The sequence below is a fragment of the Mesorhizobium sp. C264A genome, assembly GCF_040324515.1.
Taxonomy (GTDB): Bacteria; Pseudomonadota; Alphaproteobacteria; order Rhizobiales; family Rhizobiaceae; genus Mesorhizobium.
In genome coordinates this window covers 2,185,273-2,210,019 of record NZ_JAMYVY010000001.1, presented here as the reverse complement: position 1 = coordinate 2,210,019, position 24,747 = coordinate 2,185,273, and the positions used below count along the sequence as shown (strand labels likewise).

Here is a 24,747-nt window from a genome sequence, read left to right as displayed (position 1 = left end):
CGCGACGCGTCCCGACAACCCGCGCCCCTCAGTCCCACACCAGCAACAGCTTGCGCCAGAAAGCATTGGACGGCATCGGCTTCGAGCCGAATGGCAGCCGGATTGCCAGATAGATCGTCAGCCACTTGCGATCGACCTCCCGGGTCGAAACTTTCAGGTCATGCAGTTCGAACGGTCTCGAGACGCGCGTCCATCCCGAGAATGACAGCGCGCCGACAGGTGCATCGTGTTTCCACACGAGTTTTTCTTCCTGCCTGCCGAGCGCCATGGCGAACTCGAATGGGGATGCTTCATCGTGGGCGATCTCCACTGTCGCGATGACACTTCTGGCAAAGGCCGGGAAGGCCGAATTGAGGGCGGCAACAACCGGACCGTGCGTATTCGGCCGCAGGAATATACCGCCATTGTCGCCGGCGATGAGCAGCGTCGGCAGCTCGGAGGGATAATCCGTCACAAGCGCCGCACGCTTCAGGTCATCATTGGTCATTCGGCGGGTGCGTTGGCGCTGTTGGGGTGCGTTGAGGCGCGGGCGCCTGGCATCGTTCGAAACGACATGGCGGATATGGACGCTTGAAAAGCCGCCGAGGACGCGCGCCTCCGGGCGGCTGCCGCCGCATTTGACTGCCAACAACAAATCGCGTCGGCCGGTAGCCGGCGAACTGACCATCGCCCCTATCTCACGCGCTTCGTGCCGTCGGCTGACATCAGCCCAACCGCTCCCGCTGCCATCCTCAAGCAGCCGGGCGAAATTGCTGAAGGTCTGGTTTTCTGCGTCTACGATCGCGAGCTGAAACTGCGCAGAGCCCGTCAGTTCCTCGTCGAGGTAAACCCAACACGTCGCGCCTACGGTGCCCGGCGGGCAGACTCCCTTCAGCAAAGCCATGGTGACATTGCTGCCCCTGGCTTCGAGGAACAACTGGTCTGGAGACAGTTCGACATAGCTCAGCAGGTCCGGATCGGCATCCGGATACGAACCGACATGAGCTAGGCGCATGGGCTCGGCGGAAAGATACTGCTCGCTGTACAGCGAGGAATTCAACTCGGGCACCGTCTCTCCGGTCGCCGCGTTGAGTATTTCAACCACACCCACAGCAAAGTCGCTTCGTCCTGCACGGGCGAGAAGCGAAATTGCGGTATCCGCCCTGCCTTCGCGTGCCGCGATCTCGGCCAGCAACTGCATGGCGTCCGCGGTATTGGCGGGACCTGTACTCAACCTGAGATACCGCTCGTCGTTAACCCGCAGCTCCAGATTCCAGAGGTTGAGCTCCTTCTCATGATTATCGGTGTTCGAGCTGATGGCGAGTTGCACGAACATTTCCGTTTTCGCGAATCGATGCTTTCGAAAGACAGCGATGATCGGCTTGCGATTCCTCAGCCACTCGGCATTTCGGTTCATGCCCGTCGGTGCCGACCGGTACCAATAGAGCGGCTCCGGGACGGGGACGATCTCCAGGCCTGCCAGATCCGCGCGAAGGAAAAACTCCCAGTCGCTTGCGGAAAACCCCCGCTCTTCGTTGAGGTAACCTATCTTGTCGAACACCTCACGCCGGAACATCGCATTGGCATCGCCATACGGATTGTTGAGCATGGCGATGTCCGTCGGCCCGCCGACCGGGAAGTAGAGCACATAGCCGCTCCTGGTGTCCGGCGGCACGAAGGGCTCGTTGAGCCACTTGGCGAAGGTCGTGCAGATATCGGCGCCGGAATTTTGCATGCCGGCGACGAACGTACTGACGGCGTTTGGGAACAGCACGTTGTCGTCGTCCAGGAACAGGATCAGCGAACCCCTGGCGGCGCGGATACCGGTGTTGCGCGCCTTGCCGAGGAAGCCGTTCTTCTGCTGGATGATCCGCCATCCTCGCTGCTCGAACTCCGGTTCGAGTTCCGCCAACAGGTTGATTGCATCGGGATCGGTGCTGCCGTCATCGACGACAATCAATTCGATGTTGGGATAGTCCTGGCGTCGAACCGAGGCAATCGCCTGCGGCAACAGGTGCACCCGGTTGTAGTGCGCAGTGATGATCGAAACGAGCGGCCGTTGGCTCCGCCTGCGACTGGAGACCTTGCCGGGTTCGCGGGAGAATTTCGCGTGCAGCCCGCTCCAGGCTTTCTCGAGCGCTTCCCGCTTTTGCAGGGGCTTTGCCGGACGAAACGATCGGCTTTCCAGCACAGACGCAATTTTGGCCGCGATGGCGGAGGCCGACGCATCCATCAGGACGGCATCGGCCGACTTCGGATGGAGCACGTCACGAATGCTGCCGACATCTGTCGCAATGAACGGGATCTCTTCGTTAAGGCACGTCATCACTTCCAGCGGCAGCTGAGCCGCTGAGTGCGTCATCGCCACCAGAGCATGACTCTGCCGCAGGTATCTATAGATGTCAGGCTCATCTCGAATGGGCAGGAGCTTCAATTTGAACGGCCATTGCCGCGCACGCCGAACGATCATGCCACCCGAATGCTCGCCCAGGACATGACCAAACGCGCCGACTACCGTCACTGTCAGATCGGTGACGCCGCTGTCGGCCAGACGATCGAGCGCATCGCAGAACAGCGTCAGCCCATCGCGCGCCTCTGTGCCTGAAAAATGAATCACTTCGGCGGTTGGCCGATCCCGCGGCCTGTAGTGATCGACAGCGAAGTTGGAACGCCACTCCTCCGGCTCGAGGGGCGCAGCAATGTGATGGCTGGTGGGCAACTTCCATCCCGCCTTGGCCATCCAGTCGAGCAGCGACTGGCCAGCGATGACAAGATGGTCGCACGTCTCGGCCGACCTCTTTTCCATGTGCGCGACGGTCATCTGCTCCTTGCGTTCGACCGCCCGTGAATTGGCTTCCAGCTTCCACACAAGGGGCTCATGTGCGAGCACGATGATCGTAGGAGGATCGGGAAAGACACCTGTGCGCTTCGCAAGGGTGGAGAAATGCGCCAGTCCGCCTTCAAGCGCAAAATAGACGACGTCGAATGTATTCTGCTTGAGGTAGTGGTAGGCGGCCAATGAGTTCTTATCGCCAGACTCCGTGCCGCGCAGCAACTCGGGCGAGGGCGGCAACAATTCGAGCCGCACCAGGAAATTGTCGAAGCACCATTTGCCCAGCCTGACTATTTCCTGATCATCGGGCTGGCTGCCGAGCGGGCCCGGCGCCCAAAGCAGCGTCACGGTATCGCCAGTTCCGGCCAGATGCTGCGCCAGCGCGTAGGTTACCGACCCGTGATCGCCAGTCGCCGTCGAGCCGAACTCAACCTCCGAAACGACACACACATTGCGAGGCTTCTGGCTTGCCTGTCGCTTGCCCGTGGGCATGGCGCCTGCCTTGGAACCAATGCTCAATGACCCCCCCTTGTCAGCCCGCTTCGTTCGAAACAGTCTTGCCAACAGTTGGATAACACTTTGATAATCGTTTCGCGGGACTCTCAGCAGCGTACCTGCCTTTCGCGTAAACTGGTTGATGACCTCGGATGGTTGAACTTCGATCCCCAAAACATCTCGCGCGACTGGACGACCGGCCCATTGACGTGACCGATGGCGAGATCTTGTGCTTTGTCGGACTGCGCAACGAAGCCCAATTGCTGCGGCAACTTCTCGACCACTACCGCGGCCTGGGCGTCGATCGGTTCTTCTTCCTGGACAATGGCTCCACGGATGGGACCCGCGAATTGATCCTGGAGCAGCCGGACAGCCACTGCTTCCACACGGAAGGATCGCATTTCGCTGAAAACATCGATCCGCCGCGATGGATCAACACGCTCATGAATGTGTTCGGCACCGGCCATTGGTGCCTTTCGATCGACGCCGACGAACTTCTCGTCTATCCCGATTTTGAGCGGGCAAATCTCCAGCAGCTTTGCAGCTACCTCGATTCGACCGGCGTCGACGCTGTCATAGGCTCCATGATCGACATGTACGCCGATGGCCCGTTGGCCGAATACAGCTATGATGGCAAGATCCCGCTTGTTGAAGCTTCACCCTACTTCGACCCGGAGCCGGGATGGCTGCGCCCGCGCGACGGTATGTACCCACCCGAGCAGATGTTCGGTGGCGTGAGGGAACGGGTCTTCTGGCACGGCCGGTTCAAGCAAACTTTTCCCCCGTGCCTGACAAAGGTGCCGATCGTGAAATGGGGGCGCGGCACGCGTTATCACGTCGCACAGCACACGATCAGCAAGGTCCGATTCAGCGAACTGCGCGTCGCATTGCTGCACTTCAAATTCGTCTGGGGATTCCGCCAGAAATCAGCGTCGTCTCTGAGTGAAAATGCGCAGCTCAAGGAAAAGACGCTTGAGGAGCGCGCTGCCTACATGGAGGCCTTGGAGCGCAATCCGAAACTCGCGCTTCGGAACCAAAGCTCCGTCTGCTATCGGGGTGACGGCGCGCAACTCGTCGAACTCGGCTGGATGACGACCTCGGAGCCCTTCGCCGGTTTCGTTTCGACCCTGGCCATGCAACACCAGCGCAGCGACTACGCCACCTGATGTGCTCGAAATACTGAGGGAAAATCCGGCTGATGCTTATCCGCCGTAGCGGCCGCCACCTTCACCGTGGCCTTTGCCCTCTTCACCGCCCGCAAACTGGCCCAAACTGTTGAGAGCAAGCGCCTTGCAGGCTGTCGGAGCGTTCGGGTACCGGTGCAGATAATCCTCAAGTGCCTCGATGGTGCCGGTTTTAAGGGCCTGCTCGCAGGCAAGCTCGGCTTCCTTGACGCCAACTTCGGTCTTCGCCTGCGCCGCGTCAGAAAAAGCGACGCTCAACCCCAGCAGACTAAGTCCACCCAACAGTAGAGAATGAATCCTACGCATAACGCACCCCACCTACTCAACCCACTGAAACATTAGCGTCTGTTAACGTTTTGTCAACCATTCTTGGAAGGTTCCACCAACGTGGTTAACGCGCACGACCGATGAACGGGCCTGGCTTGCGCTCGGATCTCCCTTGCCTGGTTGGATCGACGTTTAGTCGCTGAACAGTGTCAGCGTGCGGAAGAACGCATTCGTGGGAAAACCGTTGGACGTTGCGGTGAAACGAACGGCGAGAACGATTGAAAGCAGCATCTTCCTTCGTGTGCGAAGCGTTGCCACCAAGTGATGACGCACAAATCTGTCTTCGATGCTCATCCAGCCTGAGAAGGCGATCGTTTGCTTGCCGATGTCCTGTTGCCAATCTATGGGCTGGTCGGGTCGAGCAAGGGCGAGAGCAAAATCCATCGCCGGCGCATCGGCATGAGCGATTTCGACGGATGCTTCAACCTTCCGGAAGAAGGCTGGAAAATGATGATCAAGCGATGCAGCGACCGGGCCGTCCGCATGCGGACGCAAGAACACCCCGCCGTCGTCCGGTGCGACAAGCAGCAGCGGGAGAGCCGAGACGCGGGGTGTAAGCAACCGCGCACTCCGCAGCATGTCGTAATCGAGAATGATAGAACCGCCGCCGACATCAGGACGGTCGGCGGCATTGTGGTCTGTGGCGGGGCGCCCAAGCAGAGTGGCAGCCGTATCGGGGCGGCCGATCGACCCAGCAATGCTGGCAAGCTTCTCTATGGCCGCATCGCTGTTCGGCTCGATGCCGCAAAGCTCCAGATATTTCCGATTGCCGGGGGTATATTTCAGGTTTTCACGGGCACTTTCAATTTCAGACCGGTGCGCGTTCTGGGCAATGGCCAAATGATGCAGCAGGCGGGCGCCATCGGGCAGGCTCGACCTGAACGCCTCCAGGATGGGAAGCCGGTTGTCGTACCAGTTCGACGTCCGAAACATGCCATCCGGTTTCGAGCGATACCAGTATAGCGGCTTTGGAATCGTCCTGATCTTGAGACCGGCGAGAGAGGCTCGGGCAAAGAATTCCCAGTCGTGCATGGCGTAGCCCGGCTTTTCGATCAAGAACCCGATCCGCGAGAAGACAGACCGGCGCATAATCGCATTCGCGTCACCGTAGACGTTATGGATCAGGCCGAGCGCGTCGGGACCACCCAGAGGCAGGTACTGGATCAGCCCGTCGGCGCGATGTTCGGGCACGAAATCCTCGTAGAAGATCAGTTGGAACGCAGTGCAGATGTCGGCATCCGATGTAGCCATCGCACGCACGAAATGATCGACGGCCTCCGCAAACAGCGCGTTGTCGTCGTCGACGAACAGGATCAGCTCGCCATGCGAAGCGCGGATGCCGGCATTTCGCGCCGCACCGAGGTGCTTGTGCGGTCGGCGCAGAATCTTCCACCCGCGCTGACGGAAGGTAGGTTCCAGCGTATCCAGCAATCGCCTGACTTCATCCAGGTCGCTTCCGTCGTCGACCAGAACCAGTTCCAGGTGATCATAGGTTTGCGCTTCGATCGCAGCGATTGCCTGTTTCAGATAGAGCGGCCGGTTGCGATGGGCCATGACAATAGAGACCAGGGGTGACGACCCGGCACTTTTGTCGACGCGCCAGCGCCTAGTTGGCGTCGGCAAGTTGCGCGTATCCAGCCAGGACTGCCGACATTGGCTCAGGCTGTCGACAGGCAGTGGGCGAGGCGGGTCATCGAGCGCCGCCGAAATGGCCTGCGCCAACGTGGCGGCATCAGGATCGACCAGCCGCGGCTGCCTCGCCTGCGCACACCAGCGCTCGGCGTTCGCGTCCACATTGGTCGCAACGAAAGGCAATCCCGCCTCGATGCATGCGGCAACGGTGCCGCCCGTCGATGCGGCGCGGGCGGGGATGACGGCAATCGCGCCGGCCCGCGCGACGTAGTCGAGCTTTGCGGCGGGGCTTGCGTGCGCCAACAGGTTGACCTTGAACGGCCACCGCTCGGCGCGTCTCAGCAGCAGTCCACCGCTGTGCTCGCCCATGATCTTTCCAAATGGACCGAATGCGGTGACCGTCAGCCCTTTTGGCGCCATTGGCGCTATGATGTCGAGCGCGTCGCAAAGCAGCGTCAGGCCATCGCGGAAGCGCCATCCGGCCAAGACGGCAAGTTCTCCGCCCGTCGACGATCGCGCACCGGCTGGAGCGAGACGATCCTGCAACGGCAACATCGGCGTCACGATCGCCTTCTTCACCTTCCAACCCTTCGACAACATCCAGTGTCGCAAGGCTGCGGACACACAGATCGTCCGGTTCGCCATCTCGGCGCAGTATTTCTCCATAAAGGCGACGGCAATCACCTCGGTGCTGTCGAAGAACGCCTTGTCGGCTTCATGTTCCCATTCTTCCGGAGCGTGAGCGACGACCACGATCGGCGGCGCGGCAAAAGCCGCAGTCTCGACAGCCAGCAGCGTGTAGTAAAGCAGCCCGCCCTCAAGGGGCGCGTAGACCAAATCGTGGCCGGACCGTTCGAGATAATGCAGCACAGCGGCGGACCGGCTCTCGGGTGTCGTCAGCGAAGGAAGCAGCTGATCGGACTTGTCGAGAATCACCAGCCGCACCGATGCCGCCTCCAGCTCGCGGTGGCGCGCGGCCTCCTCCGTTGGAGCATCCCTGCCTGGAACCCATAGCAGGGTGACGTCGTCCCCCTCTTCGGCAAAAAGCCTGGCCAACTCGACCATGGCGCCATCTTCGCCGCCATGGTCGATTGCATTCGTCACGACGCAGACCCGGCGAGGCTTGCCTTCCTTTGACCTCCTCTGCTCCTTGCCACCAACGGCCATCCGACTTCCTCTGATCCAAATCCGCCGATTGCGCTACGCAGCACAGTCATCTGCAATGATGCCTGCGACAGGTTTACTTTTCAGTGATCATGCTTGTGCGTCATTGGTAAACCAAATCGTCAATCAAGTTCTAAAACGACTGCATAATCGATCGACTGATTCAAATTTAGCGACACAGAATATTCAATTTTTACGCCTCCCAGCTAGTCATTGACGGAATAGCAGGAGGCGCAAATGAAAACGACAATGAAGTTTCTCGGTGCGCTCGGTTTGATCGGCGCACTGGTCTCGGCAAGCTCCGCAGGAGAATTGCTGCGTCCGCGCATCAGCCTTGGTACGGCCAACGTCAAGACCATCAGTGGCGATCGCGGCGGCTATGTGATCGACTATGCCATTCGTGCGCTAAAAATGCGTCGCAGTGGCACTTTTGTGCGGTTCAACGGTTCGTGCGACTCGGCCTGCACGCTTTATCTGTCGATGCCCAAGAGCAAGGTGTGCATTACGCAGAGCGCGTCGTTCGGCTTTCACCTGCCGTATGGCGTTTCTGCGCGCGGCAATCAGGTGGCCGCGAATTTCATGATGAAAAACTACCCTGGCTGGGTTCGCGGCTGGATCGCCAAGCGTGGGGGGCTAAAGAGCTCCATCGCGACCATGACATACGCGGATGCGAGCCGCTTTCTGCCGACGTGTCCTTCCCAACAGCAGGGCATGACCGTCGCGAGCCTGAGCCCAACGCGTCTGCGCGGCGGCTGATTGCCTGCGCAGTACTGAAACGTCATGACGGCGGGTGGTCGACGGCACCCGCCGTTCGTCAATTCATATGGCGGGTGCCCAGTTGATGGAACAGCTCACCTGGGAACAACGCCTCGCCGATTATCGCGTGGATTAACCAGTTCTCAAGAGGCGTGGTTAACGCAAGCTCCATTTCATTGACTCTTTTTTAGCGCAAGCCGATTCTGCGGGTGGGGGTTTGAAGGCTGTCGGCCATTATTTGGGGCCGAAGCGCAAACTGGCGGCGGGTAGTTTGTATGAGCATCGGCGGCAGTAGGGGGTCGGCGAGCCGACCTGAGAGCGGCCTTACGCAGTCGAAGGCGGGGACCGCTTCGGCGAAGAATGTGCGCTTCCGGCGCAGGAGCCTGCGGGTCATCTGCACGGGCCTGTTGTCGTGGCTGCTTTTGGGTGTCTACCGCGGCGCAATCATTGATCCGCAAACCACGGTTTCAGGCCTTGTGGCGGCCGTCCCCAAGGGATTGGCATCGAGCTACTATGACCTGATTGTCGTTACGTCCCTGACTGTGACGACTTTGGTCCTGCTGTTCCTGGCAAAGGCGAGCCGTCTCGGCTCAGCAATCGTCGTCTTGCTCTTCTATGTTGCTATCGTGGTCTCTCTGGGCTGGGGATTTGCCAACATCAATCTCGTCAAAATGCTGGGCGAACCGTTCACGTTCCAGTGGCTGGTCTATGGCGACTTCCTGCAGAATGCCGATGCCAGGAACGCGATGGGCGACGCGCTCAACATCAAGGACTTCGCTACCCTTTCCGGGTCCGTCATCCTGGTGCTCATTCTTGGCTATGCCGCGGCCAGTTTGTGCCAGCGGCTGAGCGCCGCTGGCTACGGGGCCTTCCTGGGCGTGCTCGTTGTGTGTGTCGGCGCTGCCATCGCCGGTAGTGGACACCACGTACGTGCGGAAGCGCTGCCGGCGGCCGAGATCGACAATCCGATCCTGTATTTTGTTAAATCGGCCCTGCTCAATCCAACGCCGGTCGTGCTGACGATGAATGCCAGCACCAATGACCCGGATGTCGCCAGCGTCGGCGAGCGACCGCCGGAAACGTCGACCTTCAAGGCGCCGACGCCGAACCCGATCAAGAACGTGCTGATTTTCATGATGGAGTCGGTGCCATCCAAATACATCGAGACGTTTGGCGGCAAGTATCCGGTCACGCCGAATATGAAGAGGTATGCAAAGGACTCGATACGATTCGACAACATATATGCGCACGCACCGTCCACGCATTACTCGATATTTTCTCTGCTCACCTCGATGTACAACGACATTTCATATTACGGCATGACGGCAAGGTACCCCTATCTGCCGCTGGACTCGATCTCCAACACCTTGTCCAAGAACAATTTCCGCACAGGGTTTTTCTGGAGCGCGGATTCCCGATTCCAACGGGTCGATGAGTTTTTCCTCAACAAGGGACTGGATGTGATCCAGGACTACCGGGGGCAGAAATGCGGCACCCCGACCTTCAAGCTCAGCTCCGAGCAGTGGAAAAACATGGACTACAACAGTGACCTTTGCACGGCGCAGTCGATCATCGACTGGATGAACAAGGACGAGGCAAAACCTTTCTTCGGCATCATGTTCACGGCGATGACCCATTATCCCTACATCACCGACAGCCCGATGTTTTCGAAGATGGCGCCTTCCTCCGATGGCAACACGCTGGTCCACTACTCGGACGACCAGAAATTCAATGCCTATCTCAACGCCCTGAAGGTCGGCGATACGGCCCTTGGCGAGATCCTTGAATCGCTCAAGCAGTCTGGCAAGCTCGATTCGACGCTGGTGGTCATATTGGGCGATCACGGCGAAGCGTTCGGGGAGCATGGCGACTACATTCATGCCAGCGCCATCTACGAGGAAAACATCCACATCCCGCTCATCATGATCAACAAGCATCTCTTTCATGATGAAGTTGCTCACCCGGTCGGCGGCATCGTCGATATCGCCCCGACGATCTTCGACATACTCGGACTTGCGCTGCCCAAGCAGTGGCAGGGGCGCACTTTGTTCAGCGAGCAACGGCCAAACAAGACCTTCTTCTTCAATCCCTGGGCCGGTTTCCTGTTCGGCTATCGCGAAAACGATCGAAAGGTCATCTTCAACGCGACCACCGGCAAGGTGGAGGAATACGACCTCAAGGCCGATTCCGATGAGCGAACCAACCTCTTCACTGATACCGGGGATCGAAACGCGCTGCTGCAGCCCATCGCCGGATGGGTGCAATCGCAGAGAGAGCGCGTGGCCGACCTGGTGGCCGCCGCGGCGAAAGAGACAGGACGTTGCGCCATCACCAGTCTGGAGGTCGACGCTGCCGGCATTAATCTCCGGGGCGCGCCTCGGTTCGATGTCGTGGTCGACGGAAAGACCACAGCCGAGATCGACGTCCCGGGCAAGGAAAGCGTCGCATCGACGCCGGAAGCCGCCATGGCGGAGCTGATGCAGGCGTCAACCCTGGCCAAGCCGTTCCACATCGATCTCAGCAGCGTGCCTAACCCGAAGACGATCGAGCTTCGCTACACCAACGACCTGTGGGGCGGAGACGGCAAGGCAGGTGATCGCAATCTGTTCATCAAGAGCGTCAAGGTGAACGGTCAGTTGGTGCCAAACACCAGACTGCGTGTCGACGAGCAATCGCACGGCTACACCGACGACAACGGGACCGCCATGTACAGCAACGGCTCGCTATGGGTTAGCGGCCCGTTCGTCGAGGGATGTCTATAGCGTGCCGCGTGGCAGACCGTCGTCCTCGATTTGCAGCCCGTGCGCGCCGCGGCAGACACTGACCGTCCTACCGGTTGACATCTTCGAGGGGTACTCACTAGCATGCGAAACACTGACGGTTGCAGCGTGGAGCCACTTGTCAGCGCAGGACGGACCGGGCCCGTTCTTGCGGTATGCTCGGCTGGTCGACGCCCGCTTGGGAAGCGAACATTGAATGCGACCGCTCAGCATGACGAACAGGACCGGATTGCCATTTGAGTCAGCGAGCCGGGCGAGGCGACATCGACTTGCCATCTCGTTTGCGCGCGTCCTGGCCATTTGGTGCCAGATGGCGCTTTGCGGAGCCGCGCACGCAGCTGGTCCCAAAGACAGCGGCCCTGCAGATGCCGTTGCCGTTCCCACGGCTTTCCAACTTCAGCTTGTTTATGCTGACCGCACGTGGATATGGGATAACGGAGCGGCCTATTTCGGACAGAAGGATCGACCGGTCCGGGCCTGGACCTCCGAGCAAGACACGGCTTCTGTCGGCGAAGGCAGATGGCATCTGAGCAACGATGGCAAGATGTGCATGGATCTCGTCTGGCGGTCCAAGACCTACGCCGCAGCGCCGATCCGCACGTGTTTCAGCCACCGCTTCCGGAGTGGGACCCTCGAACAGCGCAAGGATCCGGACGGTGTCTGGTACAGTTTCCGGCACTCTCCGGGAGACCCTTCCGACGAGCAACGAAAGTTCGAGGAAGGCGATACAAAGGGCGCGCAGTTCGACAAGATCCGTACCTCGATCGATTCCAAAAGTTGAGGCTCGCCGAGAAGCTCACCCACCTCAATGAGCCCACGTCCCCGACAACGACAAACAGGGACGACTACAAGCTTTGCGAGCTGGTGATGTCCTCCGATGCATTTGGTATTCCTGGCGAAGTTGACCGGCGGCGCCTCGCTGTCGGCATCGGAATTGTGAACGCGGTGGCCTCCAGCCCGAAGAACGGGGCGGCTGTCCTGACGATGGTATCGATGTCGGAAAGTTCCGGCACGAAGCCCAGGTGTTCGCGCGCTTTGATCGGGTCCGCATAGAGCTCCGCCGGGTCTCCCGGGCGCCCGGGCCGGAAGACAACCGGAACCGATTTGGACGTCATCCGGGTGACCGCCTGGAGAATCTCCTTGATCGAAACCCCGCGCCCGGTGCCGAGATTGACCGACAGGTTTTCGCCACCCGCCTCCAGATGCATGAGAGCCCTCAGATGCGCGCGGGCCAGATCGCTGACATGGATGTAATCGCGCACGCAGGTGCCATCCGACGTGTCGTAGTCTGTGCCGAAAACCTCGATCTCGTCGATTGTGCCTGATGCGGCCATGAGCACGCGCGGGATCAGGTGCGTTTCAGGCGAGTGCCACTCACCGAGCTCGCCGTCGGGATCGGCGCCGCAGGCGTTGAAATAACGCAGGATCGCATATTTCATTCCGTAGGCGCTGGCATAGTCGCTGATGATCTGCTCGCCCATCAGCTTGGTTCGCCCATAGGGGCTGATTGGATTTTGCGCCAAGGTCTCTCGAATGGGCAGTGTTTCGGGAACGCCGTATGTCGCGCAGCTGCTTGAAAAGATAATGTTTTCGATAGAACTCGAGCGTGCCGCGTCAAGCACCGCGATGGTACCCGACACATTGGTCGAATAATACTCTGCGGGCTCGTGAACAGACTCGCCCACATAGGCCAGCGCAGCAAAGTGGATGATCGCTTGCGGCTGGTAGGTGCTGATCGCCTGCTGTAGCGCCTCCCGGTCCCGGATATCGCCGACAACAAGCGGCCCCCAGGCAACGGATCTCTCGTTGCCACGGCTCAGATTGTCAAAAACGACGGGCAGGTAGCCGGCAGCTGACAACAGCTTGCAGGTGTGGCTGCCGATGTAACCGGCCCCACCCGTCACCAGGATTGCCGGGCGGCTCATTACATCGCAGCTTCTTTGACGCGCCGGTTCGGGTAGAGAAGGGCGTCAAAATACGCCGTGGTATGCGCGAGCCCCTGGCTCAGGCTGATCTTTGGCTCCCAGCCAAGATTTTCCCGGGCAAATGAGATGTCCGGCCGACGCTGCTTGGGATCGTCGACTGGCAGCGGCCGATGCACGATCTTCGAACGTGAGTTGGTGTATTCGAGCACCTGTGTCGCCAGTTCCAGAATGGTGAATTCGGCAGGGTTGCCGAGATTGACCGGGTGCTGCGGTGCGCTCGGTGCGTTCATCAACTGGATAAAACCTTCGATGAGGTCGTCCGCGTAGCAGAATGAACGGGTCTGCCGGCCGCTGCCGTAGACGGTCAGGTCGTCACCGTGCAATGCCTGGACGATGAAGTTCGAGACGACGCGGCCATCGTCTGGTTGCATGCGGCGGCCATAGGTGTTGAAGATCCGTGCGACGCGGACATCGAGGCTATACGTTCTCGAATAGTCGAAGAACAGCGTCTCGGCCGAACGCTTGCCCTCATCATAGCAGGATCGCGGACCGTGCGGGTTGACGTTGCCGAAGTAGCCTTCCGGCTGCGGATGTACCAGGGGGTCGCCGTAGACTTCGGACGTCGAAGCCTGAAATATCTTCGCATTGTTCCGCCGCGCGAGTTCGAGCAGGTTCAGCGAACCAAGCACGCTTGTCTTGAACGTATGGATCGGATTCGCCTGGTAATGCGGCGGGGACGCCGGACAGGCGAGATTGTAGATTTCATCGACCTGGAGATCCACGGGCAGAGGGTCGACAATGTCGTGCTCGATGCACGTAAATCGCGGATCGCGCACGAGGGGATTGAGATTGTATCTTTTGCCGGTGTGGAAATTGTCCAGCGCGAGAACGTCGTATCCATCCCGCAAAAGACGCTCGCACAGATGCGAACCCAGAAATCCTGCCCCACCGGCAACCAGCGCGCGACCCTGATTGGAATTCGCGCCCCTTCGGCTGTTCCCGGCCCCGAGTTTCAGAACATTGACAGTTCTACCCATACTCCACCCCTTCGCCCTTACGCTCTGCGCACACTACTGCCGGCCATAGCATTGCCGGGCGACGTTCCTGAGAACGTCACAAACCTTCCGCTCCCGCGGAATCGTCCACTCCTGATGTCTGTCGATTGCTTTTGAGTTGCTGGGCGGTGCTACTCGGCTATTAGCTGCCGTTCAGCATCCGATACGCCCCGAAACCGCGGTCACGCGCCTGATGCCACCATCGCCCATTGCTCGCCCAAATTGCACATCCCAACGTTTCGAAAATATACCTGTGCAAAACATAGTCAACTAAATTAGCGAATCGTTAACCGTGTTCATTCGGGAGTGGTTAATCGCGGGGCGGCAGCGCAGCCACATAAATCTGAGGATTGGGCTATAAACTTGAAAGTACCACAGTAATATAAAGACCATTTTTCTGATCTTTCGAGGGGCGATCGCCGGAAAGTTGATAATCAAGACACTCTCACCTCTGCAAAAAATAGGCAGATGTAAGACTAATACTTACGTTAGCAAACTTTATACTAAGATAGGTGTAGCATTTGAAAATATCGAAAATATTCGTAGATGCGACCTTGTCAATAAAATCTTACAAGCCAATGCGGTTGGTTCCCGAAGCGTGCCGAAATCCCCGCCAGTTCAGCCCTCAACTGCCCGACGAGATCTTGCGCGACGAGCGGGGGTGATCGCGACCGATAGCCCCGGACGCCTACCTCTTTCACCGTCGGCCCGGGATTGACGCACACAACCGCTCTCCGCAGTCGTAGCCTTCGTTGGCAGATGCAGCATACCCCAATAACCCGGTCCATTCTGAAGCGATCCGCGTATGGTTTGCGGATGTCGGAAGCAGAGATCCAGTCGAAGCCGCGCGAAAACGGTCGTCGTCCCTTCTGTCGAACGGCTGTCTCAGGATGACTGTGGCCGGCAGCGAGCGTGGAGATGCCAGGATATGTGCTCTGCCGAGCTTACCGCGGCTGATCCCTATTGATCGCGGCAGCTTGCGGCCCCAAAAGCTGCCTGGCGGGAATGCGCCTCATATCGGCCGATAGGGCGTTCCTATCCGTGCCGATAAGCGGACGTCGATAAACAACCCGCCATGAACGGCTTTCGTCATCAGGGGTCGCCCGAGGCGTTTGTAGCGTTCGGATCGGGCGGGCGGGTTGATATGAGACCCGGCGTCTTGGCGATTTAGAATGGAATCGGCCGCTATGAGCGCCGCAACCGTCTCCCTGTCCTGTTGCCGGCGCTCGCGGGAGTGTAACCCTGTGCCGGGTGTCCTTGCCCGGCGCAGGGTAGGTTTCCACGCCCGCTCAACTGCTTGACGCCGGATTGTTTCAGAGGCCGGCTGGAAACGTGCCGTGCCCACTTTCGATCGTTGCCAATTGACCACTAAGGACTGCACCATTCTTAAGGTCGTGCAGGAGCGCCACCACGCCCGCAGTGACACATTCTCGGATTTACTTGACCGGAAGATTACGAGCGCGATTGTGATGTTTTCGGGAAGACATCCCCGAACGTGGTGACCCTCAGCACCCGCGTCGCCTCTCGGGTATATGACGGCCCTGCTGAAACCCGTATCGTGGCACATGACGAGATGCGCGGTCTTGTTGGCATGCTTTTCTCGAAGCGCCGCGACAGCAAATACCGCAGCGGCCGGTCGACCGCCTGGCTGAAGATCAAGAGCTATATGGTTGAAGAATACGATTTGCTCGGCGTCGAGCGTGAAGCTGGCAGGCCGGCTTTCGCTCTGATGGCTGAGCGCCGCACCGGCGTTATGTCGGAAGCGCATTCGTCACCTTGAACCGGGAAATGCGCGAGAGGCTATGGAAACGCGTCCAGGAGCACTCAGGCGGCGCCCAAGGGCATCATGAAGCGGCCGGCGACGCAATGGGTAAAGCCGGGCCTCATTGGACGCGTGAAGCACCTGCGCGGCGAGGATGGCCTGCGTCATGCCTCACTGCAGGATTTCCGCGAGGAAGATTGAACGCTATATCGGAGCCATGCCAGCAGCAGATCGCCCTACCGTCCGCTTCGCCTATCAACGCGGCTTTCAGGTCCTCGACGGAAGCGCGATCCTCCAGACGTTCGAGAAACAGGACGAGGCGTTCAAGTTCGTGCTCGGCCGAGGTGCTCGCGTTTGGCTGGCATGGTCGCGGACCATCATAGGAGGGCAGACGGCGCCCTTCGATTTCGCCGCAGCGTTCCAGCAGGAAAAGGTCGGCCGCATCATGAAGACGATGCACGGCCCAGCCGCAGGCACTTGGTTCTGGACCTGCCATGACGGCGGCGCGCACGGAACAGTCGAAACGAAAGATGAGGCTGTTGTTGGAGTCGAGCGGCATTCACGCGGCGCATCGCCGGGGCGCAGATCTACGCTAACCGGCCAGCGCGATCCAAAGCCAAAGCCTAGGCCGCTGGTGAGGCCTAGGAACAGCTTGCCGGCCCCAGCATGGTCCCAATTTGGGACGAATATGTTTGGCACCCATATTGCATCCACATCTTTCGCCGGCTGATCCCCGGTCCTGATCGCGTACTCTGATCAGGTGTAGGCTCGCCGGGCTCGAGGTAGTTGGGGTCTTCGCCCGGCGAGTTGTCTAGCAATGTTCAGTCATGTGATGCCATACTCCGAAATGGCGCAGGCACTCCGCAGGTTGTGCATCGCCCGACCAAGGTCCGATCGGTATAGGACTTCAGTCGCGAAGAGGGCCGATACGCTGTACGATTCCGAATAGTTGTTACATTTCACACTGTTACAACGAGCCTCGCGGTCGTTAGTCGCCCATTGCAATGAGCATTTATCTAAAGTTCATTCATTCGAATTAGGAAACACTTATAAGCCGCTCTATAACGAATCGGCGAGGTGGCTATTCGCCGAGGAGGTACCATGACGTCCCGAAAAACGCTGTTGGCAGCGCTTGCCGCGCTTGCGCTAGTGACCGCTCCTGCTTTCGCTGGCGCGGGTGGAAACGGTGGTGGTCACGGCAATGGCGGTGGTCACGGTAATGGCGGTGGTCAGGGCAACGGTGGCGGCAAGTCCGGCAACAGCGCTTCGCACGGCAAGTCGGCATCGGCTCACGCCGGAAAGAAGGCCTCGGGCGAAGACCAGGTCGCCGTCGACGACATTGAGGTCGCCGCGACGCCTAAGGACAAGAACATTCACGCCAAGCTTGGCCGGCTGAACTCGCTGCAGCGCAACATCAACGCCTATATGAACTCCAAGAGCAAAAAATTCGCCGGCATTCAGGCTTATGTGACAGGGTCGGCGGCCGCCAAGGGCGCCCAAGCCGCGGTAGATGCCGCCCAAGCCGAAGTCGACGCGTTGAACGCCAAATTGAACGACCCGAATACTCCGGCCGACCAAGTCCCGACCCAGGAGCAGATCGATGCAGCGCAGGCGGCGCTCGATGCCGCCAATATAGCGGCTGCCGATGCTGCTGCCGCCGTCCCATCGCTGGATGACGCGCTCGCCGATATGGCCAACAAGCCGGTAGACGCCGAGGTCACCGAATGGGCCAACGGCGTGCTTGCCGAGAAGATCGACGAGATGGCTGCCAAACAGGCTCCTGAGCCAACACCGTAAGCCGAACGTTCAAGCCGCCGGGTCACACCCCCCCCGGCGGCTTTTGGTGGCTCTACGGAACCACTCAGGGAAAGCGTTACGCAGCGATGAGCCAAGCTCCGTTCACCGGCTTTTTTGTACATAAGCGAAACCTGAAATTTGGGGGCTTGTTGATAGAACGGCAGCGAGTGGGTGTTCGCTGCTGGTCGAGGTCCCGCAAGACTCGGCCGGGCTCGCATCACACCTGCCCCGGTACGGTGCGAGCCCATCGTCGCGCGACCAAGCGAGATCCCATGTGTCGGTCCATATTTGATACTAGGGGACGGCGGTTCATCATCACGATGGTTTATGGCACGTTGTCCGCCATGCCGAGCGCCAGACTCTGTCTTGGCCGTCTGCAGCAAGCGCTGGTCGATAGCGGCGGCCTTGAACGCCGCAAATGCTACGGCCGGACTGCAGCTTCCATCCTTGGCCTCCGCAATTAATCGGCACGCATTTCTATAGGCCGCCGCTTCCTTATTTGGCCACTGCGGGTTGGGACCCAGCCGTAGGGGAATGGCTTCCAAAAATTGTATGGAACCGTGGCGACGACCACACATTTCTACCTAAGCGATCGATTCCTCGGATGTAGCCGTGACGACGGAAACATGCGGCACCTGGAAGAGAGGCTAAGTCGCATGAAAGACCAGTGGAATCCGACCACCAGTTCATCGAAGGCGCCCGCCGTAGCCAGCGCTGGGCGGAGAGAGAACTGGAATCCCTACAATCGACCATCCAAGAGACACGCCGCATCCTAGAGGCCTCACGGAAGCTCTTGGAAAAGATTGCCGAGCGCGAACACCCTACCCAGCCGTAGGAATGGCCGGTGCAGTTGGGCAGCTTGTGGGGGCTTAACCGCACCGGCCACTGCGGGAAGATATGAGGCCCCCCGCGCTGCTTAAGGTATAGGCATATTAGCAACCGAGCAAATTATCTCGCATTGCCATCTTGAAGGCTCAACCGCGAAGCCAACTTAGTTCGAGAGAATGGGCGGATTGGTGAACGCGATGTCGCACCCCGGTAGCAGTGAGCATCTTTGGGCTTTGGACCTTGCCGACCTGCGCAAGCAGTTTGGAAAGTTCGTTCAAGAGCGCGGAACAGCGCCTCTTGAGTGGGACGAGCACACCAAGCTGTTCCATGAAGAACGAAGGGAGCGCTGCTAGGAAACGGACCCTACCGGGCAGTAGGGGAATCACTCAGACCGTCAACGACGAGATGGAAGCCGAGGTCGACGAAGCCGCCGTCGAGCGCCCCCACGAATAGCCATTTTGCCGTACGAATCCGTACGGTCGTTTTGATTGAAGAAAGGGTCTCGGCGGGCCTATAAAGATGGTGTTTACCATTGCCTTTTTGGGAGGATGCGATGGTTGCAACGCCCATAGATATCGCTCAAGCGGCCACTGCGAATACGGCCACCTTGCTGAAGTGGCAGAAGTCCATGGAGGAACGCGCCACATTTCGCCAGAACATGGATCAATCGCGCAGGGCGATTCAAGTTTCACGCGAACTGCTAGAGCGCCTTCGTCAACGTCATCGCGACGACAATAGCGTCGCGGATGCGCAAAAGGATTAGCCGCCAGGGCAGACGGTGAGACAGGTCCGGGAACCTTATTGCCGCAAACCGGTTCGGGCTGCTCGCCTACGCTCAGATCGAGGTCCCCGGCTAGAAGGCCGCTCGCTTCGTAGCCCAGCGATTTGACCGGAAAAAGAGTGCTGGTGCTCGAGAGCATCAACCGCGGCGCATAACCACTGACGTTGCCTGCTCCCCCTGAGGGCGTTAGTAGCCCGCAACCGGAACATCACATGTGCTGGTGCATTGCTAGTGAACGCCAATTCGACTGGGGCGCAAAATGCATCGCGCGATCACAAATGCATGGGCAATGGTGCGAGAAGCCATCGTTGGGTTCGTCAACGACAATGCTCTCAGCCATGGCGCGGCAATCGCTTTTTATGCCACAACATCGTTGGCGCCAATTCTGCTCATCGTGGTTGCAATTGCGGGTCTCGCATTCGGTCACGAGGCAGCCCAAGCGGCATTGTCCGCCCAAATCACAGGGATGATGGGTACAGAAAGCGCAAATATCCTGCAAACCGCATTGAAGAGCGCATCCGAAAAGCCATCCGGCGGCACCTGGGCGGCGGTGATTGGCATCATCACCTTGCTTGTGAGCGCTTCCGGGGTCTTCGGCGAAATACAGCAGTCTTTGAACATGATATGGAAGGTCGAAGCGCAGGGCAGTTCGTTGTCGCGCCTGGTGCGCGCACGTGCGGTAAGTCTGGGACTGGTCACCGCACTTGGCTTCATGTTGCTCGTCTCTCTAGTCGCGAGCGCGGCGATTTCGGCCCTAGGCAACCTCATCAACGCACAGTTGCCGTTCGGGACACTTGTACTGGCCGTTATCAACGCGATCGTTTCTTTTGTCCTCCTCGCAGCTATTTTCGCCGCTATCTTCAAGATCTTGCCTGATCGAACCCTGGAATGGCGGGATGTCTGGATTGGTGCTGTTGTAACCGCTGCCCTGTTCACGCTCGGGAAATCGCTTATCGGTTGGTATATAGGCTCCAGAGCGGTCGCGGCCTGGATATGGGGCCGCCGGTGGGCTGCTCGTCATCCTGCTGTGGGCTTACTACTCGGCGGAAATTTTTCTTTTTGGTGCGGAAATCACTCGCGCCTATTCCATTCGACACGGCAGCAGGTCCGATCTGGACGCTGTGCTTCACAGTGCTTGACTTGCAACATACGCCACTAACGATGAAATCGACTAGGCGCGCGGCGCGCCGGCTGACTGCCTTCGCGACGCCACCCGCATCATCACCCGTCGGCGCCGACCGCATCACCGAGCAGGGCACGCGAGCTGGATACGGTCGACGCCATATGATGAGTGCACGGGTCGCTGGTGGGTCAAACCATCGCGGTCACAGTTTGAGTTGGTTGGGAAGACGCGGTTCAGCGGCGACGCGGACGGCGCTTGCGTATCGGCTTTGATCTCGCGCGCCTGCCGTCCGGCGCCTTCTTGGCGGCAGCGGAGCGGTATAGGTTCATGAGGTCAATCAGGAGCCGAACAATGGCAATTGCAGTTGCAGCATCGAGCCAGCCCGCAATGCTGTTGAGCATCGGGATTGTTCTCCAAGCTTACGACGTGAAAGCGGTCGAAGGACCTTGGCGGCAGTGCAACTCTTCGCCTAGGCAGGGAGTGCCACCTAATCGTTGTGGCACTCAGTTGCCAGCCACCATGACATGAAAAAGGCCTCCGAAGGAGGCCTTTGGATGGTGTGAGCGAGAATCTCCACCAAACAAATTATCCCACATTTTATGCATGCAGCGCAAGCCATTCGGCTTGGCCAAGGCGCGCTTGGCGACCTTGATGCTTGGCACCGTGACCGTCACCCCCGCTCTTCAGCCGCAGCCGATGGTCGCTGTCGGCACTTTCAGCTGCGGCAATGCGATGTCATTGTTGGCGCCATGAAACCAGCGCTTCACGTCGCTTCCGCGAAATGGGATCCTTGCAAGCACCAAGCGCAAGCTCATCAGCCAGAGGGTGTAATGGACTGAGCGGGCGTTCTCATATTGTGAAACGCCGAACAGATCCCGGGTCCCTGGAAGAGCGGCAGCAAACGTCAGAGAGCCGCACTTCCAGGGAGGCTGGATCAATAGTCGTTGTTGTAATAGCGATCATCGCAAGGCGCCGTGTAGATCCGGCCGCGGCGGTCCTGGTAACGGCAAAGCTGTTCGCCGCGGCGCTGCGGCGTGGTCGACTGGCCGATGACGGCGCCGAGCAAGGCGCCGCCGGCGGCACCCACGACCGTGCTTTCGGTGTTGCCGCCCAGTGCCTGGCCGGCGAGGGCGCCGACACCGCCGCCAATGAGTGCGCCTGTGGTTGCCCTCTGCTGCTGTTCGGTCTGGGTCGCGCAGCCTGCAAGTGCTGCAGTCATGAGCACGGCGGCAATGGTTTGTCTGATGATCATCTTGGAACTCCTTTGGAGCCCCAAACGCGGATCGGGGCGAATGGTTGCCAGTTGCTGGCGCATTGCGGCCAAACGGCGGCACGCCCGCTCACGAAATGAGACGTGGTTTCTCGGGCCTTGAAGACAATGGTTGCCAAAGCGGAAACGGCTTTCGCGAACAGGTCGGTAGCGCCTCGGTTTGAATCGCATACCGATCTATCTGGTCGAGGACATCTTCGGGAATGGTGACGTTGACGCGCACCACCTTTGTGGTTCGGCTTTGAGCGCTACCAGGACGGCGACCCGGCTGAGATTGTCATTGTTCGACATGACATCTTCCAGGGATGATGGCTCGGGAATGGCTTCGCCATCCTCGACAAGGCCTTCGAGATGGAAGGCCAGGGCCTCTTCGGCCATGGCGCGGGCGTCGTCGAGGCTGGTGCCGGCGGTGACCACGCCCGGAAAGTCGGGAAAGGATACGCCGAAGTCGCTGTCCGCTTGCTTGTGGATCAATCCGATATAGTGACGCACGGGTCGGTTCCCCCAAGGAGCGGCTTCGAGGCTCGATCAGACTATCGAGCCATTCGACACAAACTGTCGAGGTATTCCTAATGGGACCGTAGGAAGCTGCCTAGTAGGTTGGGCATGCCCCAGGCAGACATTGCCTGGGCAACGGTCGAGAGTGTGGGGAAAGTGCCAAAGTTAGATGGCGGGCACCAGACTGTGCCTAGAGTTCGCGCCGCGCAGTACGTGCGCATGTCGACGGAACACCAGACCTACTCGATCGACAACCAAGCGGATGCCATTCGCGACTATGCCGATATCATGGCTTACGACATTGTCGCCACTTACGAGGACCTCGGTCGCAGCGGTTTAAACCTTGGAGGGCGCCCCGGTCTTCAGAAGCTGTTGGCCGATGTCGAAAGTGGGCGAGCCGATTTTGAGACGGTTGTGGTCTATGATGTAAGCCGGTGGGGGCGTTTTCAGAACATTGATGAAAGCGCAGCCTACGAATACCGATGCCAGATGGCCGGCGTGCGTATCGAATTTTGCGCCGAGCAATTCGCAAACGACGGCAGCATCGGGTCAGACGTCCTCAAAGCAATCAAACGGAGCATGGCTGCCGAGCAGAGCAGAATGCTCTCGCAAAAAGTCTTCATCGGCCAGGCAAGGTTGATCCGGCTGGGCTTCCGGCAGGGCGGGAAGGCCGGCTTTGGCCTGCGGCGCCTGCTTGTCGATCAACACGGCCGCTCAAAATGCATCCTTTCATCCCACGAATACAAGAGCCAGCAGACGGATCGAATAGTTCTGGTGCTCGGCCCGCCTGACGAGATTGCGACAGTGAAGTGGATCTTCAGTCACTTTGTCAAGCACGCAAGACAGAGCTGGAGATGGCAAGACTGCTCAACAAACGCGGCGTGCTCAGCGATTTGGGGCGACCATGGACGCGGGAATCCGTGCACTCGGTGCTGACCAACGAAAATTACATTGGCAACAGCGTCTGGAACAAGCATTCGGCCCGGCTGAGAAGCCATCAAGTCCGTAATCCCCCCGAACAGTGGGTGCGGGTGGAAAACGTCCTGGAGCCGATCGTCGACCGCAAACTGTTCGACCGGGCGCAGATCGTGCTCAAGACCATCTATCGCCACATGACCAACGACGAGATGCTGGCTGCTCTTAGGGCACTTCTGGCTCGCCGTGGCGCCTTGTCGTTGGCCATGATCGACGCCGATCCGGGGTGCCCGCCGGCCCAACGCTACCAGTGGCGTTTTGGAACCATTGTCAAAGCCTATGAACTGATCGGATACGAGCCATCCAAAAACTACCGCTTCATCGGCGTGAACCGGCACCTGGAATCAATGAGGCTGCAGATTATCCGGGATCTTGTGGGCGCGATTGATAAGCAGGGCGGGGTTGCTGCCCATGACATGGCGATGGACCTCCTGCGGATAAACGAGGAGATCACGGTGGCGATTACAATGGGCCGATGCAGGGTTTCCGGCTTCGGCTATCCACGCTGGTTTTCCAAGGCCGATAAACGGCCACTACCCGACATTTTCGTCCTGATCCGTATGAATCCCGGCGACCTGACCGTCCGGGATTATTTGATTGCGCCTGCGCATGAGATCGCTGGCAAATCGGAACTGCATGCCATCAATGGGATACCGCTGGACAGCTATATTTTTCCCACGCTCAATCCCATTCTCAGGCTGGCAGAGCGAGAGCCTGTGGGGGGCGTGGCTTGGTAGTCAAGCGCTTACCCAAGGACGCCGCCTACCGTGCGTTGGAAAAGGGTGGCGACAGACATGCGAGCAATATTGTTGCTGGCGCATTAGGGTCCAAGAAGAGGCTTCGTTCACACGAATTTTTGGCGACCTACGATACGGAATGCAAACGCATGCGCGATTTCGGCACGCAAGCGGCTAAGTCTGAACAGAGCCTAGACCGGATAGTAGCGGCGCTCCACCTGATGATGCGCGACAAGCAATTCTGCGCCACGCTGGTGTCCGAGGGCTTCAGGACAATGCCAAGCCTACTGGCACATAGGTTGCGTGGCGCGACCCGCGAGCCGCAAATGTTCTGCTCTCCCGGAAAACCCGCTCCCGAGACAGGCGAGAACCGGAAAGCCGTTAACGGAATTTGCCCTGATGTCCTCGACCTGCTTCGGGACGCGCCGGTGAAAACAAAAATCTTCGGGTTGCTCCAGAAGGTGCTGCCAGCCAGGCAATTGGAGATTGCCCGGCTGACGGTGGCGATGGACCGGGTCAGGATCACCTACGCGAGACTACTCGTCGCTCTGACACCGCAAGCCCTGCTGGTCGAGGGTTTTAATCTCTCAACGATCACCACACAGGCGGAAGACCAGCGCGGCGCGATGGTGCTCGATGTCGGCGCGCTAAGCCTTGCGGTTCTCAGCGCCGCGGAACGTCATGGCCAGGTGGGCCTGGAGCTTGTCGCAGCCAACCGCTTTTTCGACCGGTTGATGGATAATTCCAGAGTGGTGCGGTATCTCGCCCGGACCTTTCCGGGGCATTTTGAAGAGTTTCACAGCTTCTCGATGCCATGCCTCGAACAGGGGCGCTAGATGGTCGGAC

General features: G+C 59.1%; 18 protein-coding genes and 1 pseudogene. 11 read left to right on the top strand and 8 right to left on the bottom strand.

Annotated features, from left to right (window positions below):
• Positions 1–28 precede the first annotated feature (28 nt).
• Entirely contained in the window at positions 29–3,331 is a 3,303-nt protein-coding gene (locus NKL04_RS10835; protein WP_023699932.1) for a DUF6212 domain-containing protein, read from the bottom strand.
• A gap of 128 nt (positions 3,332–3,459) precedes the next feature.
• Between NKL04_RS10835 and NKL04_RS10830 the strand changes: the two genes are divergently transcribed.
• Positions 3,460–4,473 carry a glycosyltransferase family 2 protein gene (locus NKL04_RS10830; protein WP_084568487.1) on the top strand — a complete coding sequence of 338 codons (1,014 nt, stop codon included), beginning with the start codon at positions 3,460–3,462 and terminating at the stop codon, positions 4,471–4,473.
• Between the two features lie 36 nt (positions 4,474–4,509).
• On the opposite strand, the gene NKL04_RS10825 is transcribed toward NKL04_RS10830, so the two are convergent.
• Both NKL04_RS10825 and NKL04_RS10820 read right to left on the bottom strand, forming a co-directional pair.
• The gene (locus tag NKL04_RS10825) at positions 4,510–4,797 is read right to left on the bottom strand and encodes a hypothetical protein (RefSeq protein ID WP_023707299.1); all 288 of its coding nucleotides are present in this window, start codon (positions 4,795–4,797) and stop codon (positions 4,510–4,512) included.
• 153 nt (positions 4,798–4,950) lie between these two features.
• The gene (locus tag NKL04_RS10820; protein ID WP_023670632.1) at positions 4,951–7,617 is read right to left on the bottom strand and encodes a DUF6212 domain-containing protein; all 2,667 of its coding nucleotides are present in this window, start codon (positions 7,615–7,617) and stop codon (positions 4,951–4,953) included.
• Positions 7,618–7,851: 234 nt separating this feature from the next.
• Between NKL04_RS10820 and NKL04_RS10815 the strand changes: the two genes are divergently transcribed.
• From NKL04_RS10815 to NKL04_RS10805, 3 genes are all read left to right on the top strand, one after another.
• Positions 7,852–8,370 (top strand): hypothetical protein, encoded by a 519-nt coding sequence (locus tag NKL04_RS10815; protein WP_023746383.1) that lies wholly within the window; start codon positions 7,852–7,854, stop codon positions 8,368–8,370.
• 746 nt (positions 8,371–9,116) lie between these two features.
• Positions 9,117–11,132: a sulfatase-like hydrolase/transferase gene (locus NKL04_RS10810; RefSeq protein WP_196814112.1), complete on the top strand. Its 2,016-nt coding sequence runs from the start codon at positions 9,117–9,119 to the stop codon at positions 11,130–11,132.
• A 229-nt stretch (positions 11,133–11,361) separates the two neighbouring features.
• Positions 11,362–11,931 (top strand): DUF995 domain-containing protein, encoded by a 570-nt coding sequence (locus tag NKL04_RS10805; protein ID WP_245271349.1) that lies wholly within the window; start codon positions 11,362–11,364, stop codon positions 11,929–11,931.
• Between the two features lie 64 nt (positions 11,932–11,995).
• On the opposite strand, the gene galE is transcribed toward NKL04_RS10805, so the two are convergent.
• Together galE and NKL04_RS10795 are read right to left on the bottom strand one after the other, a co-directional pair.
• Complete coding sequence (gene galE, locus NKL04_RS10800; protein WP_023670637.1) at positions 11,996–13,075, bottom strand: UDP-glucose 4-epimerase GalE; 1,080 nt, start codon at positions 13,073–13,075, stop codon at positions 11,996–11,998.
• Positions 13,075–14,112: a UDP-glucuronic acid decarboxylase family protein gene (locus NKL04_RS10795; protein WP_023670638.1), complete on the bottom strand. Its 1,038-nt coding sequence runs from the start codon at positions 14,110–14,112 to the stop codon at positions 13,075–13,077. Before NKL04_RS10795 ends, galE begins: the two co-directional genes overlap by 1 nt.
• A 1,516-nt stretch (positions 14,113–15,628) precedes the next feature.
• Here NKL04_RS10795 and NKL04_RS10790 point away from each other — a divergent pair.
• The gene (locus NKL04_RS10790; RefSeq protein ID WP_352723691.1) at positions 15,629–15,910 is read left to right on the top strand and encodes a DNA ligase-like domain-containing protein; all 282 of its coding nucleotides are present in this window, start codon (positions 15,629–15,631) and stop codon (positions 15,908–15,910) included.
• A gap of 103 nt (positions 15,911–16,013) precedes the next feature.
• On the opposite strand, the gene NKL04_RS10785 is transcribed toward NKL04_RS10790, so the two are convergent.
• Entirely contained in the window at positions 16,014–16,451 is a 438-nt protein-coding gene (locus tag NKL04_RS10785) for a hypothetical protein (protein WP_023822760.1), read from the bottom strand.
• A gap of 542 nt (positions 16,452–16,993) precedes the next feature.
• On the opposite strand from NKL04_RS10785, the gene NKL04_RS10780 reads away from it, so the two are divergent.
• From NKL04_RS10780 to NKL04_RS10770, 3 genes are all read left to right on the top strand, one after another.
• Entirely contained in the window at positions 16,994–17,689 is a 696-nt protein-coding gene (locus NKL04_RS10780; protein ID WP_352723689.1) for a hypothetical protein, read from the top strand.
• Between the two features lie 1,381 nt (positions 17,690–19,070).
• On the top strand, positions 19,071–19,280 hold the full coding sequence (locus tag NKL04_RS10775) for a hypothetical protein (RefSeq protein ID WP_023669236.1): 210 nt from the start codon (positions 19,071–19,073) through the stop codon (positions 19,278–19,280).
• Between the two features lie 277 nt (positions 19,281–19,557).
• Positions 19,558–20,457 carry a YihY/virulence factor BrkB family protein gene (locus NKL04_RS10770; protein WP_502903338.1) on the top strand — a complete coding sequence of 300 codons (900 nt, stop codon included), beginning with the start codon at positions 19,558–19,560 and terminating at the stop codon, positions 20,455–20,457.
• 898 nt (positions 20,458–21,355) lie between these two features.
• Here the strand turns inward: NKL04_RS10770 and NKL04_RS10760 are convergent.
• A complete protein-coding gene (locus tag NKL04_RS10760; RefSeq protein WP_023690487.1) occupies positions 21,356–21,673 on the bottom strand; it encodes a YMGG-like glycine zipper-containing protein in 318 nt (105 codons plus the stop codon).
• A 184-nt stretch (positions 21,674–21,857) separates the two neighbouring features.
• Positions 21,858–22,183: pseudogene (locus NKL04_RS10755) on the bottom strand (type II toxin-antitoxin system HicB family antitoxin); the annotation flags it as partial.
• 225 nt (positions 22,184–22,408) lie between these two features.
• Between NKL04_RS10755 and NKL04_RS10750 the strand changes: the two are divergent.
• From NKL04_RS10750 to NKL04_RS10740, 3 genes are read left to right on the top strand one after another with little or no spacing between them, the layout of a single operon-like run.
• A complete protein-coding gene (locus NKL04_RS10750) occupies positions 22,409–23,125 on the top strand; it encodes a recombinase family protein (RefSeq protein ID WP_245271350.1) in 717 nt (238 codons plus the stop codon).
• Positions 23,044–23,901: a recombinase family protein gene (locus NKL04_RS10745; protein WP_245271351.1), complete on the top strand. Its 858-nt coding sequence runs from the start codon at positions 23,044–23,046 to the stop codon at positions 23,899–23,901. The genes NKL04_RS10750 and NKL04_RS10745 overlap by 82 nt, the downstream gene beginning before the upstream one ends.
• Positions 23,895–24,737: a plasmid partitioning protein RepB C-terminal domain-containing protein gene (locus NKL04_RS10740; RefSeq protein ID WP_245271352.1), complete on the top strand. Its 843-nt coding sequence runs from the start codon at positions 23,895–23,897 to the stop codon at positions 24,735–24,737. Before NKL04_RS10745 ends, NKL04_RS10740 begins: the two co-directional genes overlap by 7 nt.
• Positions 24,738–24,747: the final 10 nt, after the last annotated feature.